The organism is Roseibium sp. R5 (assembly GCF_055755305.1).
The window spans coordinates 3,363,799-3,378,828 of the sequence record NZ_CM146910.1; the positions used below are offsets into that span (position 1 = coordinate 3,363,799).

Annotated in this window: 8 protein-coding genes; 2 read left to right on the forward strand and 6 right to left on the reverse strand. The window is 58.7% G+C overall.

Annotated elements, in window-relative coordinates:
- Positions 1–60: 60 nt before the first annotated feature.
- The 6 genes from AC0J4F_RS15830 to AC0J4F_RS15855 form a co-directional block, all read right to left on the reverse strand.
- Entirely contained in the window at positions 61–4,404 is a 4,344-nt protein-coding gene (locus AC0J4F_RS15830) for a translocation/assembly module TamB domain-containing protein (protein WP_473023984.1), read from the reverse strand.
- A 5-nt stretch (positions 4,405–4,409) separates the two neighbouring features.
- Complete coding sequence (locus tag AC0J4F_RS15835; RefSeq protein WP_473023985.1) at positions 4,410–6,299, reverse strand: autotransporter assembly complex protein TamA; 1,890 nt, start codon at positions 6,297–6,299, stop codon at positions 4,410–4,412.
- Between the two features lie 286 nt (positions 6,300–6,585).
- Positions 6,586–7,497 (reverse strand): bifunctional methylenetetrahydrofolate dehydrogenase/methenyltetrahydrofolate cyclohydrolase FolD, encoded by a 912-nt coding sequence (gene folD, locus AC0J4F_RS15840; protein WP_473023986.1) that lies wholly within the window; start codon positions 7,495–7,497, stop codon positions 6,586–6,588.
- Positions 7,498–7,630: 133 nt separating this feature from the next.
- A complete protein-coding gene (locus AC0J4F_RS15845) occupies positions 7,631–8,800 on the reverse strand; it encodes an AGE family epimerase/isomerase (protein WP_473023987.1) in 1,170 nt (389 codons plus the stop codon).
- Between the two features lie 149 nt (positions 8,801–8,949).
- Complete coding sequence (locus AC0J4F_RS15850; protein WP_473023988.1) at positions 8,950–9,318, reverse strand: GFA family protein; 369 nt, start codon at positions 9,316–9,318, stop codon at positions 8,950–8,952.
- Between the two features lie 18 nt (positions 9,319–9,336).
- The gene (locus AC0J4F_RS15855; protein WP_133947072.1) at positions 9,337–10,878 is read right to left on the reverse strand and encodes a trimethylamine methyltransferase family protein; all 1,542 of its coding nucleotides are present in this window, start codon (positions 10,876–10,878) and stop codon (positions 9,337–9,339) included.
- A 351-nt stretch (positions 10,879–11,229) separates the two neighbouring features.
- Here AC0J4F_RS15855 and AC0J4F_RS15860 point away from each other — a divergent pair, with 351 nt between their 5' ends.
- Positions 11,230–13,791 (forward strand): GcvT family protein, encoded by a 2,562-nt coding sequence (locus tag AC0J4F_RS15860; protein WP_473023989.1) that lies wholly within the window; start codon positions 11,230–11,232, stop codon positions 13,789–13,791.
- Positions 13,792–13,986: 195 nt separating this feature from the next.
- On the forward strand, positions 13,987–15,018 hold the full coding sequence (bmt, locus tag AC0J4F_RS15865; protein WP_473023990.1) for a betaine--homocysteine S-methyltransferase: 1,032 nt from the start codon (positions 13,987–13,989) through the stop codon (positions 15,016–15,018).
- Positions 15,019–15,030: the final 12 nt, after the last annotated feature.

The following is a 15,030-nucleotide window of genomic DNA, read 5'->3' on the forward strand; positions in this document are numbered from 1 at the left end:
AAAAATGCCGGTGATCGTTTAGCCATGTCTGACAGTTTCGATTGGCAATAAAAACGACCATCAATACTCCCGCTCAAAGAATATTCCGGCTTTCGACGACCCATCCGCTCCGACTTCGCCGCGAACCTTCAGGCCGCGGTCGAGGTCAATGTCGACTTTCACACGGCTGGAGCCGCTGGACGCACCTTGCTCGACACCCAAGTAGATGTTGTCGTTGATATAGCGGCCAACCGACACCGATGGTCCATCTTCGCCGGATGTGTCGATGTCGATGGCATCAAGGCCGAGAGACTTCCGGATCTGGGCAAGCGGTCCGCTGTCACTGCCGCCGGTCAGGGTTGCAACGGCCGCTCCAAGCTGGGCGATCTGAGTGGCAGACAGGTTGCCGACAGATTTGCCGAACAAGAGAAGTGCCAGGACTTCATCCTGTGGCAGTTCCGGGGAGGATGTGAAAGCGATCTGCGGATCATCCGCTTCGCCTGTGACCGTGATCGTAATGGTGGTGTCACTGACGGTCGTGGTCGCAACAAACTCCAGAAATGGTGTGAGGCTGCCTTCAAACGTGGCGCGGCCCGTGGAGAACGTCAAACGACGGGTCAGGATGTCCAGCACGCCGCGGCGCAAGGTGAACGCGCCGATGGCTTGGGGATCGGCGGTTGTTCCGACAATCTTCAAGTTGCCCTGTAGTTCTGCATCAAGGCCGCGTCCGCGAATGAAGATACGGCCAGGTGCCGATACCAGAACATCAAGGCGTGGAGGGTTGCTGCGTTGTTCGGTTTGCCGGCCGCTGTCGCCGCCGCCGAGCTCTTCAGCCTGGCGCCGGACGGCAGCAGACGCATTGAGGTGGCGGACATCAACCGGGGGTATTGCCCCCGGCAGCGACTCTGGAATGGAGACATCTGCCTTGTTGATGGTCACTGTGCCGCCGATCAGCGGCGATGCGGTGGTCGAGGCGAGGGGGCCAGTGACAGAAATGCTGGCGTCGACCTCAGCATTGACCAGCCCTGGGTCAATGTAGCGCGCCTTATCCAGGGAAAGGTTGAGATTGGCCGGCGACCCGTCTTTCATTCCGACGGTACCAGATGCGGACAGCGACCCACCTGTTGCAAGATCACCGGCAATACCATTCAGCGAGGCTTGATCTTGGGTGACGTTCGCCGAACCGCGAATGTTTTGCACCGTAAGGCCAGTTGAAAGACTGGTTACCTTGAGGCCGGATGGCGCCGCTGTGAGATTATAGGCTGGAGATTGCGCACTGCCGCCGATGGATCCGTTCAAGTTTATTCCGCCTTCCGCGCGGATACCCGCCTCTAGCAGTGGCCGTCTCAAGGCCGCAGTCGGAATGGTGCCGTCCACGGTGATGGAGAGTGGTTGAGGCGAACTTAGCCCGACGGTGCCGTTGGCGCTGATAGACAGTCCGTTTGCGCCGGACACCTTCGTGGTTTGGGATATCTGATTGTTAATCAGAGAGCCGTTTGAGTTTAGCGCCAGGGCTGAAAGCCCATTGTCCCGCAAGGGAGATGCTGTCAGGCCGCTGCCGGACAGCGCCCAGTCAACTTCCGGGGCTGATGTGCTGCCTTTTGCATTTACCGTTCCCGTCAAAGTGCCGCCGATGCCGAGCGACGACACAAAAGCGTTCGCCAATGAAAGGGGCACTGCGTTCAGATCGGCTTGCAGGCCCAGAGCCTCGCCGGCAGATCCTGAGATTGATAACGATCCTTGCCCGAGCGCAAGTTCCAGCGGAGTGATGTCGGCTGTCCCATCGCCATAGGTGATCGTGGCAGGCTGCTTTAGCTGGCTGGCGATGCCCTGATAATTTAGCGCGAGCTGATTCAGTGCGAGCGCATAACTCGTGGCAGTGGGCTGGGACAGAACTGCTGCAAGGGTGAGGCCATCTTGCGCACCATATTCAAGCTTTACATCGGCGGTCAGAGCCGTGCCATCGCCTTGCGGCTTTGCCGTAAGGGCCACACTGCGCACCGGGGTTGCAGCCGTGATCAGATCGTTCACGACAAGATCGGCCGACACCGTTTTGGGGTCATAGGGACGCGCGATGTTGGCTTTCAGCTGAAGACTGCCGATGTTGACTGAAGGAACGTCGATTTCAGAACCGGAGAGATCCAGCAGAAGTTTTCCAGCATCAGGATCGGCGGTAAGCGTTCCTTCAATGCGGCCGCCAAGCTCCGTCAGGGCCAAGGGGGAGATCGCTGCAAGGTTCGGCGCATCGATCTTCAAGGAACCACTCAGTGTCTCGACAGGGTTTTCCAAGTCGGCCACTGCAAGATCGCCGGAAATTGTGTTTTCCGCCACTCTCACGGCCAACGGATTGAGTTCCGCCGCGCCATCAGCGCTTTTGAGATCCAAATCAACCGAGACGGTCTGTCCGTTCAGGTCAGCGGACCCATTGACGCTGGCGGACGGCGCCGACGGATCGGCGGTCGCTTCGATATCCAGTTCCAGGTTATCGAGAGGAGTGCCGGCCAGGAGGATCTGTTTGGATTTCACATCCGCCGTGATGTCCAGCCGGTCCAGTGGGCCGGATGTTTCAGCGCTCAGGTCCAGCGCACCGCCCAACTGCGGATCCGCCAAAGCGAGATCGGGGAGGGACACGGTGATGCCGGAGGCAAGGGTACCGGACACATAGTCCGCAGATCCGGCCAGTGTCAAATTGGTGTTTGTCAGCGTCAGACCTTCAACTGAGACATCGTCAGCTCCAGCAAGTTTGATGCTTCCTTTCATGTCCGTTCGGCCAGTGAGCAGCGCATCGGCTTGCGCCGTGCCTGTCTTCAGATCCTGCGCAACGGCCTGAAGATTTGCTGTTCCTTCCAGCGCTGACGGGTCCAGGTCGAAGTCCACGCTTGCCGTCACTGCGCCGCCTAGATCTTGTCCAGCGAGTTGTGAAAAGCGGCTTAGATCGGACAGGGTCAGCCGACCATTGCCGGACGCCTTTTCCGCACCCAGCTTAGTATCGGATAGATTGAGGTTCACAAAACTGGAGGTGAGGGCGAGAGCGCTCAAATTGAGTGTTTGCGATGCGCCATTGATCGATCCATTGGAGTTGAGTGCCAAAGCACCCGTGACAAACTGGATTTCAGTCATCAGGCCCTGCAAACCATCGGCAGTCAGGGAGAGATCAAAGGGGGTCGTCAGCACGTCCGGGGTGAGATTTGCACCGCTTCCCTTTGCCGCCAGTTGGATTTGACCGCTGCGAATTTCGGTTGTTTCGAACGAGGCCAATCCAATATCCGTTGACCAGGCGACTGACGACATGTCGCCATTTGCGGAGAGTTTGACCGTCAGTGGTCCGAAGGCAATCCGCCGGTCACCAAGATCGAGTGCAATCAGAGAATCTCCGCCCGCGCTGACAGCCAAGTCTGCATCGGCCGACAAACGATTGTTTTCAAGCGCTCCTTGGGCTGACAGAGAAACGGTCTGTGTTTTCAGGTTGATTGCGCCGGATTGCGGCGCGAAATCCAATGTGAAATCTGCCTTGCCGGTGGCGTTGGTTGTGCCCAGCAAAAAGGCATGCGCTTCGGGCGGCGCCAATGGGGCGAGGTCGCCGTCAAGGTCAAAGGTCAAGTGGCGGGCCGCGGCCGTTTCGGCAAGCTTGGCCGTGCCGGAGACCGTCTGGCGTCCATCAAGAGCGATGCTGAGATCCGCGGCCCATTCATTAAGTGGGCCGCTGCCGGTCAGCTCAAGGCCGAGGGCCGGAAGGTCTGGAACATCAAGCACCCGGGCTGCCAAACCACCGCGCGGTTCGGACACCTTGATGTCAAAGGCCAGGGTTTCTTCCGAGGGGGCGAACTCTGCTTTTGCGGTGAGGTGCGCGTCTACACCGTCGATCCGCCGGACGTTCAGATTGGCCGAAAAGATTGCCGGATCCATTGCCGCACTGCCTGAGCCGGTCAATGCCAGCGCGATCGGTGTCCCGAGAAGCGGCTCGCCGAGATTTATCTCCGAAATGCTGAGCGATCCGAGTGCAACATCAAGAGGGAGCGCGAAAGATGATCCCGTCTCATTGGCGCTTTCGGCAGGCTGCGTCTCTTCCGAAGCCGCGGGAAGTCGGTTCAGGTCGAACCGGGAGGCCGAGATGTCATTGACTTGCAGCGAGCCTGAAATGAGCTGAAGCGGTGACCAAGAAACGCTTAGATCGTCCGCTTCGAGCCAGGTGCCCAAGTCATCACCGAGCGCAATGCGTTTGGCCGAAAGATCGAGGTCAAACCCAAGATAAAGGTCTTCAACAGAGATGGTTTGGGAGGGGGAGGACGCAAGATCGCTCACCATGTTGGACACAAGTGTCCGTCCTGCCGGGAATTGCAGGATCGCGATCACGACAACCGGAATTGCGACCGCCAGTGCGACCAGCAGTCCAATGATCCTCAGGGCTAGATTTACAAAACGCATCGGCGTTAGAAGGCCTGGCTTAGTCCAACATAAAGGGCAAAACTCGGGTCGTCCTGTTCCGGGTCGAGCGGGACGGCCGCATCGACTCGCAGGGGACCTATGGGCGTAAAGTAACGCAGTCCGGCGCCCACGCCTATCTTCAGGCCGTCAGAAAAATCAGGAATGGTGTCTTCATAAGCATTGCCCGCATCGACAAAGCCGACGACGCCTATTGTCTCGGTGATCCTGACGCGGACTTCGCCGGACATTTCGATGAGCGAGCGCCCGCCGACAACTTCACCATTTAGCCGCGGGCCAACGTTCCGGTAGGCGTAGCCGCGGATAGACCCGCCGCCGCCTGCAATGAGACGGCGGTTCGCTGGGACGGCCGACACAGACGGTGCGATGATTGATCCGGCGGACAGCTTGCCGGCAAGAATAAAGCGTTTTGCTTCATCAAGAGCGTAGTAGCTTGAAACGGTTCCTTGGAGGAAACCCATTCCGTTGCCGTTCTTGGCATCATAGGCCGGCTCGCCAAAGAGCGCCGCAAAGACACCCTTTGACGGATTGAGCTTGTCGTCCCGGTTGTCGAAGGTCAGATCCGCCGGGAGCCCGACCAGAAGATATTGGTTGTCGCCAAATGCGTCTTCTTCGTCGGCATACTGGATTTCAAAGCCGGCCCGGCCCTTGACCTGTTCGCTGAACTCCCGGCTCAGGAATGCGTCATAAGTCAGCGTCCGGCTGATGTAGGCATCCGGGTTTTCCTGCTTGGCTTCAAGGCTTGTCGTGAAGCTGGTGAGAGGGCCGAAAACACCGGGTTTTTCAAATGCAATGCGGGCGGAGTATTCCTGGTTGGCAATGCTCTCGGACCCGATCCGGCCAATCGAGCCTTCGACCGACAGGGTTTCCCCACCGCCAAACAAATTGCGTCGGCGCCAATAGGCTTCCGCGCTGAAGCCTTCGGTACTGGACCAGGACGCGCCCGCACCGATGACATGGCGTTTGCGCTCGGTAACCTGGATGGTGATCGGCAACGTGCCATCCGGTCTTGCAATGTCGCCTTCTACAAACCGTATGGATGAAAAGATGCCGAGGTCGTTCAAGCGTTTCCGAGCGCGCGAGATGTCTTCGGGCGAATAGATGCCTCCTTCCGGGATCATCGCCTGCTGGACCACAAACTCCGGCTTTGTAACTTCGGTGCCTGAGACCGATACCTTGCCGAACCTTGCCTGCGGACCGGCATCTGCGATCAAAGCGACGTCCAATCGATCGGAGCTGTGGTCCGCCGTAATCCGGCGCTCTGCGATTTTCGCCTCAGGATAGCCGCGTCCACGCAACATCGTGACAATTCGGCGCTCAGCACTCAGAATTTTGCCGGAGCCTGCGGGTTCTCCGGGAGCAAGACCCCAGAAAGCAGAGTCGGTCGAGAGTTCGCGGCCGGGGCTTTGTACTGTGACAGTGCCGAATGTGAAAGCCGGGCCCGGGTCGACCAGGACCTTAACCTGAACAGGCCGCCCGTCCGGCAAGCCGGCGCGCTCAAGCGCGCTTTCAAGCGGCAGTCCATTAAGGGAAATGCTGACTGTGCCGCCATAGCGCCCATCGGCATAAAGGCGGGCGATCAAACGTTCCCGATCCGACAAGGACCGGGCGATCAACCCGGCTTCACCCGAGGGCGGTTTCTTCACTTGCTGAACCAGAAGCGACGTGGCGGTCATTTCCTTGGTCAGATCAGCATCACTGCGCTCAGATACAGCAACCTCTGCCTCATAGGCGATGGGATCCGGGACGGCGGCCTCTTCTTCCTTGCCGTTTTCAAAGAACTTCCAGCCGAAGATTTCAAATGAGTGTGCGGGCTGTGGCGCCAATACGAGAGGAGCAACAACGCTGAGAGCTAGCAGTGAAGAAGTGGACAGCAAAAAGGGTGCCGCGTTCTTAGTGTTTACGCGCGCATCTCTTGCGCTTGAGCGCAGGCGCCGGACATGTCCGGACGCTTGAGACGGTAGACCCTTCACTCACTGCCGCCTGTTCAGGTTTAAAGTCGGCATGACCAAGCACTTAGCGTCCTTTGTCATGCCATCAACTTATCTGCAATTGCAGTCCCTACATGGCGCAGCTTAGATGGCCATGGTTAAGAGGCTGTCAACATTGATAGACCATGGCGGCAGGCCGAATGCAAGGCGGCGGTTTGACCTGACGGAACAGCTAAAAAAGCGGTTCGTCTTCCGGTAGGCCCATGAGCCGCCGGGCGGCGGTCAGCGTGTTGACCATCAACATGGCAATCGTCATCGGTCCGACACCGCCAGGCACCGGCGTGATAGCGCCGGCGTGTTCTGCGGCTTCGTCAAAGGCAACATCGCCGACAAGGCGGCTTTTGCCTTCACCCTTTTCCGGCGCCGGGATCCGGTTGATGCCAACATCAATCACTGTGGCCCCCGGTTTGATCCAGTCGCCCTTGATCATCTCCGGCCGTCCGACGGCTGCAACGACAATGTCGGCTGCGCGGACAACGTCGGGCAGATGTTTGGTGCGGCTATGGGCAATGGTGACGGTGCAACTTTCCTGCAGTAGCAGCGAAGCCATCGGCTTTCCGACGATGTTCGACCGGCCGACGACAACAGCATTCTTGCCGGACAAAGTGTCGCCGAGGGTGCGCTTCAACAGCACAAGGCTGCCGGCAGGCGTACAAGGGACAAGCGCGCTGTCGCGTTCGCCAGCGGTCAAAAGACCAACATTGATCGGGTGAAAGCCGTCGACATCCTTTTCCGGCTTGATCAAGCGCAGAACCTTGCTTTCATCAATATGCCCGGGCAGGGGAAGCTGCACGAGGATCCCGTGAATGTCCGTATCGTTGTTTAGCTGATCGACCATGCCTAGCACTGCATCTTCGCTGGAGTCGGCAGGCATGGTGTGTTTCACGGAATGAAAGCCACACGCTTCGGCAGCGCGGTCCTTGTTGCGGACATAGACCTGGCTTGCCGGATCTTCTCCGACAAGAACTACCGCAAGGCCGGGGCGTTTGCCGGTTTCGCTCAGAAGCTTTGCTGCGCGTTCGGTAATCTCACCACGCACGGATTCTGCAATAGCTTTTCCGTCAATGATTTGAGCTTGTGGCATTCCGCCTCCCTTTGAACTTGAGATCGGTTTTCGAATCCTATCCGGTGCTCAGCTATAGAGCGCCCGTCGCTTCTGCAAAATGCGGAAAACGTCTTATCGTGCTCTGCATTCGCCATTCATGTTCAAGTCGCAGTTACAGCGACTTGGCGAATGCGTTCAATTCTGAAATGGCGCAGACGATGTGATAGAGCGAACTGGCAGGCGCGGCCTCGTCTTCAAACGAGCCGTCCACGTGCCACTTGTCCCGGTAAAGGCCGGCGGGCACGTCCTCAAAATAAGCCGTAAGCGCTGCAACCGAGAGTGAAATGTCGGCCGTATAGGCCTCACGTTCCGCGCCGACCGAAATCCCGGCCAAGGCAATGGCTGCCTTGATCCATTCGGTTTGACCCCAGAGCCGTGCGACTGGGTCGCGCACGCTGAAATCGTCGTTGATCGACATGAAGGTTGCGCCGCGGCTTTCGTCAATGCCGTAGGTCCAGCCGATGTCGTAGAGCCGCCGGGCTGCGACAAGTGCATCCGCGTCGGCCCGGCTTGTGCCCCACCGGACCAGCAGCCAGGCCCATTCAAAATGATGTCCAGGCTCCAAAATCCGTCCTTCATTGCCGGGCAACGGGCCCCAGTGAAGATCGAAAAACTCGCGTAATCCGCCGTTCACCGGGTCGATCAGTTTGGTAAGAGCCAGCTCGGCCAACTCATCCGCCATGCCTGACCACATTGGGTCGTTGGAAACGCTTTGCCAAGCCATTGCAGCTTCAAACAGGTGCATGTGGGGATTTGCGCGCAGAGGGATGCGGTCCGGATTGTCCTCCCGGAACCCGATTACTGGGTGCTTGTAGCTCTTGACCAATACCTCAACGAGTGACTTTGCATCTGCTTCGGCGCTGCTTGCGCAGGCCGGGATCTTGTCGGCCACGTGGGCCAACGCAAAAAGCACGAACGCCTGATTATAGAGATCGAAGCGCGCATCGGTGAGGGTGTTGTCCATGGCCGCGGTGGCCGCAAAGGTGCCATCCGGCAGCCGGTAGGTGTCCGAAAACCAGGCCCAGAGCCGGGTTGCTATGCTCTCCGACGGGCCCGTCCAGCCAAGCCGGGCTCCTTCAAGAAACGAGTAGATTTGCCGTGGAATAACACGCGCCCGGCGGTCTTTGGGCACGCCTTGCTGGGTTGCAAGGTCTATGGTTTCGTAACACTCGCCAGTGTCTGAATTTATGCCGCCCGCTTGCCAGGCCGGCAATGCGTCCTCAGTCAGCCAACGTGTCAGGTCATCGGCGAGTTTTTGGACGTGCGCGGTTTCAGAGGACATGGTCACCTATCACGTTACCGGGTGCATTTTGCAGGACCTGCTGGCAGGAGTGGGCGGCAGGTTAGACCAACGTGGCAAACAAGCAAACCGGTAATCTGATCAATGCGTTTTTCGCGTTTCCCTTGCCGGTAAGACGGCGCTGAAGGCGCTTACTCAGAAGCACGATCTGGTAACAGGTAGTAATCACCTTTGGTATCAGTGTGAATATGATGGCTGATCTGGAGGCCGGTCGGGCCGTCCAGTGTGCCGGCCATAATCGACACAGCGCCGTGGCCGTCCGGCTCCCAGAAGAGCTGGCTTCCGCAGGCTGCACAAAAACCACGTCGAGCGCTATCTGAGGACTGAAACCAAGTCAGATTGTCTTCGCCCTGAATGTGGAGGTCTTTCTTCGCCGCCTGTGTGGCGGCGACAAAATGACCGGATGTCTTGCGGCACTGGACGCAATGACAAGCAATAACGGGGCGCAATGGCCCCGTTACTTCATAGGTGACACGACCACAAAGACAGCTGCCTTTCATCGTGTCACTCCGGGCGACTTAGACGTTGCTGTCCGGGAAGGACGCTTTGCGCTCTGCCATGAAGTCCAGCAGCGCTTCGTCGATGGCCGGATCGAGAGCAGGACCTGTATAAGCCGCGAGCTGCTCTTTCCAGATCTTGTTTGCCCGTTTTGCCGCGTCCAGTTCACCATCCGCGAGCCACTGCTCATAGGAATTGTTGTCAGCAACGCTGGACCGGTAGAACGCGCTCTCGAAATTGCGCTGTGTGTGAGCTGCGCCAAGGAAGTGGCCTCCGGGACCGACTTCTTCCAAAGCGTCCATCGCGAGCGACTCGTCGTTTACGTCGATGCCTTTGGCCAGGACATGCATCATGCCGAGCTGATCGGCATCCATGATGAACTTTTCATAGGACGAGCAAAGGCCACCTTCGAGCCAACCAGCTGCGTGCAGGCAGAAGTTCACGCCGCCCTGGACCGTAGCCGTGATTGTTTGAGCTGATTCTTGAGCGGATTGGGCATCCGGCAGTTTGGATGCGGTGAACGAGCCGCCTGAACGGAACGGAAGACCAGCGCGGCGGGCAAGCTTTGCTGCGCCGTTTAAAAGGAGAGAGCCTTCCGGGCTTCCAAATGTTGGCGCACCGGACTGCATGGAAATGGAACTCACGAACGCACCGAAGACGACTGGAGCACCCGGGCGGATCAGCTGGGTGAGGGCGCAGCCGGCCAGTGCTTCGGCCAGAACCTGAGCAAGTGTGCCGGCAACGGTCACTGGGCTCATCGCACCGGCCAGAATGAACGGCGAGACGATACAGGCCTGATTGTTCCGGGCATAAACCTTCAAGGCGCCCAGCATGGTTGCGTCGAACACCAGAGGCGAGTTTGCGTTGATCAGCTGGATCATCACGCAGTTCTGGTCGACGAAGTCTTCGCCGAACGTGATCTGGGCCATCCGAACCGAGTCTTCGGCACGTTCCGGCGCTGTGACGGATCCCATGAACGGCTTGTCGGAATATTTGATATGGGAATAGACCATATCAAAATGACGCTTGTTGACCGGCAGGTCGACCGGCTCACACACGGTGCCGCCGGAATGGTGCATCCACGGGGACATATAGGCGAGCTTCACGAAGTTGCGGAAGTCGTCGATCGTGCCGTAGCGGCGGCCTTGGTCAAGGTCGGTGACGAAGGGGGGGCCATATACCGGCGCGAAGACAAGGTTGTTGCCGCCTATTTCAACATTGCGTGCCGGATTACGGGCATGCTGTGTGAACTGTGACGGAGCCGTTTTCAGGATCTCGCGCAGCATGCCTTTCGGAAAGCGAACCCGCTCGCCGTCAACTTCAGCGCCGGCAATCTTCCAGATGTTCAGAACGTCGGGATCTTCGCGGAACTCCAGTCCGATTTCAGCAAGGATGCGATCTGCGTTGGCCTCAATGGTGGCCGCGCTCTCGTCGCTCAGCACTTCGTAATTCGGAATGCCCCGGCTGATATAAGGAGCGCCGACGCCTCCGGACGTGGCGGTGCGTCTTTCGCGGCGGGCGGATCGGCCACGGCGGCCGGTGCTGACGGCGGCGTCTGACATTGAGGGGCTCCCTGAACAGAAAAATTTGTGTCGTTATGTCAAGTCTTAGAGGGCTTGGCCAGCGATCTTGGTGCGGATGCGTCCTATCATGCCCTAATTCCGTCATTGCGGCGGTTCCGGCCCCTGCGTTGGACGGCCGCGGTTTGCCGGGCTGAAATTCTGCTGCGTGTCGTCGCAACATGCTCCCATGACGCAATTGAGCTACTTTGCCCTCCCGAGTGTCGCAATACTGGCGGCCAAATCGGCGGGGCAATGGCCCCGGGGTGCAGAAGAATATCCTTCGTGGATGGGACAAGCGGAGGGGAGCGCGTTTAAGCACAGCGCTTCCTGCCTTTTGAAGAGGAATGAAACATGTCAGCTTTTCCTGACAAGGCACAGGTCGTCATCGTTGGTCTCGGCGGCATCGTCGGCGCTTCGGTTGCGCATCACCTGATCGAGCGCGGCTGGACGGACATTGTCGGCATCGACAAGTCCGGCATTCCAACCGACGTCGGCTCCACCGCCCACGCTTCCGACTTCTGCTACACCACCAGCCACGACTTCCTGTCCACATGGACCTCGCTCTATTCCGTCGATTTCTTCGACAAGATGGGCGCCTACGAGCGCGTCGGCGGGCTGGAAATTGCCCGGACCGGCGACGATGCCTGGATGGAGGAAATCAAGCGCAAGGTAACCTCCGGCAAGGCATTCGGCACCAATGTCCGCCTCGTCACACCCTCCGAAATCAAGGAAATGTTCCCGCTGATCGAGGAAGATCAGGTTCAGGGCGGCCTCTACGACCCGGACGCCGGTCTTGTTGTGCCGCGGTCCCAGGCACTGTCGGGCCGGTTGGTCGACATGGGCGTTGAAAGCGGAAAGCTGAAATCCTTCGCCAACACACCGGCGCAGTCCCTGATCGTCGAGAACGGCAAGATCACCGGTGTGAAAACCCACCGCGGCACGATCATGGCCGATCATGTTGTTGTCTGTGCCGGTCTTTGGGGCCGCCTGATCGCAAACATGGTGGGTGAGGATCTGCCGGTCATGCCGGTGGACCACCCGCTGACATTCTTCGGTCCGTTCAATGAATTTGAGGGAACCGGCAAGGACATTGGTTATCCGCTGCTGCGCGACCAGGGCAACTCCGCCTATATGCGCGATACGGGCGATCCGAAAACCACCGAAGGCGGCCAGATCGAGTGGGGCTACTACGAGACCACCAATCCGCGCATGTGCCACCCGCGTGATCTTCAGTCCAAGGAAGAGGCACGCCTGTCACCATCGCAGCGCGACTTGGAGCTGGAACAGGTCATCGAGCCGCTTGAAAAGGCGATGGAACTGACGCCAATCCTCAGCGAACTTGGCTACAACGAGACATGGTCCTTCAACGGCCTGTTGCAGGTGTCGGCCGCTGGCGGTCCATCCTGCGGCGAAAGTCAGAAGGTGCGCGGTCTGTGGTACTGCGTTGCCATCTGGGTCAAGGACGGTCCGGGTTACGGCAAGCTGATCGCCGACTGGATGACCGATGGCCGCACTGAGATCGATCATGCGGGCATCGATTATTCCCGGTTCTATCCGCACCAGATGACAGAAAAATTCATCGAGGACCGGTGCTACGAGGCGGCGCAGAAGATCTACTTCCCGGCAATCCACCCGCGCGAGCCTTATGCTGGATCACGCAACATCAAGCGTTCGCCGTTCTATGAACGTGAAGTTGAGCTTGGCGGTCACTTCATGGAGCTCGGCGGCTGGGAGCGGGCGCACGGCTACGCGGCCAACGAGCACCTTTTGGAGAAATACGGCAACAAGGTTCCGGTCCGCGAAAACGAGTGGGACAACCGTCACTTCTGGCGCGTTTCCAATGCCGAGCAGCTGGCGCTCTCTGAGGACTGCGGCATCATCAACCTGTCGCACTTCTACATGTTCGATGTGGAAGGCCCGGACCATGTTGCGTTGATGGAATGGTTGTGTGCAGCCAAGATCGGCGGCGACAATAACATCGGCAAAGGCATTTACACGCACTTCCTCGATGATGAAGGCAATGTCCGCGCTGACCTTACCATTTTCCGCATGGAAGACCGCTGCCGGATCGTTGATGGCGCCGATGCCGGGCCGCGCGACTACCATTATGTGAAGCGCATTGCGGAAGACAAAGGTTTTGACGTCACAGTGACCGATGTCAGTGAAGAGTACACGACCATCGGCATCTGGGGTCCGAATGCCCGTGAAAACCTGAAGAAAGTCGTAACCGATCCAGCGGCTCTTGATCCGGAAAACTTCCCGTTTGCCGCGATCCGCAATCTGGAAATCGCCGGCAAGAAAGTGTCCGCGCTTCGCTTGTCCTACGTTGGCGAGCAGGGCTGGGAACTTCACATGAAGTACGAAGACGGCCTGGCTGTCTGGGACGCGCTGCGCGCGGAAGGCATCATGGCCGTTGGTGTTGAAACATACGCGAACTCCCGGCGGCTGGAAAAATCGCTCCGCCTCCAGAACGCCGACCTTCTGACCCAGTACAACCTTTATGAGGCGGATCTGGCTCGTCCGAAGGTCAAGGAAGCCGATTTCCGCGGCAAGGAAAAGCATCTGGAATACCGTGCGCGCGACAAGCAACCTGCGATGCTCTGCACGCTGGTCATGCAGGAAAACACCGATGCCAGCGGCGTCGAGCGGTTCCCGGTCGGTGCGATGCCGGTTCAGGATCCGGACACCGGCAAGACGCTGGTCGATGAACTTGGCCGCATTTCCTACACCACCTCGGTGGCTTACGGTCCGACCATCGGCAAGAACATTGCACTTGCCTATCTGCCCCAAGAGTACTGCGAAGTCGGCCGCAAGCTTCAGGTGGAGTACTTCTCCGAAAGCTATCCGGTGGAAGTTGCCGGTGTCGGCTATGCACCGCTTTACGATCCAGAGAACGCCAAGCCGCGCAGCTAAGGCGCGGCGTCTGGTGACTGCAGTCCCGACCTTTAGAACCGGGGCCATCAGACAACTGGTTAGGTCCCGGCGCAGGGCCGGGACAGCCGAATAACCGGAAAAACAAAACCCCGCGTGGACATCCGCGCGGGGTCTGCTATTGCAGGTCTCAGATTTGCCTTCGGGCTCGAGACGACTCGGAAAGACCAAAAAGACATGTCGAAGTTTGAAGATTTCCTCGCTCAAAAAGGTGCTTTGCTGGCGGACGGGGCAACGGGCACCAACTTGTTCGATATGGGGCTGGTGTCCGGCGACGCGCCGGAACTCTGGAACACGGACGAACCGCAAAAGATCAAGGCGCTCTATAAGTCGTTCGTCGATGCAGGGTCCGACATCATTCTGACGAACACCTTCGGCTGCAACCGGCACCGGTTGAAGCTTCACAGCGCGCAGGACCGCGTGAAGGAACTCAATATCGCCGCGGTCGACCTTGCGAAGGACGTCATTGCACAGTCTGGCCGGGACGTTCTCATCGGCGGTTCGATCGGTCCAACGGGCGAACTGTTCCAGCCGCTCGGCGCATTGTCCTATGAAGAGGGCGTTGAGGCCTTTCGGGAACAGATCGAAGGGCTTGTTGAGGGCGGCGTCGATGTGCTCTGGGTCGAGACCATGTCCGCGATTGAGGAAATGAAGGCTGCCGCCGAGGCGGCTCAAGGTTTCGATGTGCCGCTGGTCATCACCGCTAGTTTCGATACGGCGGGCAAAACCATGATGGGGCTGTCGCCAAAGGGGCTTGGGGATCTGCAGGATCAGTTTGCCTGCACGCCCGTTGCCATCGGGTCGAATTGCGGCGTCGGTGCCTCTGATTTGCTGGCGGCCATCATGGAGATCACCGAGGCTTATCCGGACGCGGTTGTCGTTGCCAAGGCCAATTGCGGCATTCCCCAAATCAAAGGGGATGAGGTGGTCTATACAGGCACACCAGAACTGATGGCTGACTATGCCCGTATGGCATTGGACGCAGGGGCAAGAATAATTGGTGGATGTTGTGGCACGTCTCCCTCCCATTTGAAGGCAATGCGCCTGGCGCTGGATGACTACAAGAAGGGCGTACGCCCGACGCTGGATCAGGTGATTTCCGAGATCGGTCCGCTGGTGTCTCCGCCCAACAAGGAAGCCGATGCAGCGCGCGCTGCAGAAGGCGAGGGTGCTGGGTCCGGTCGCCGCCGCGGCCGCCGGCGGGGCTAATTGGAAGACCCG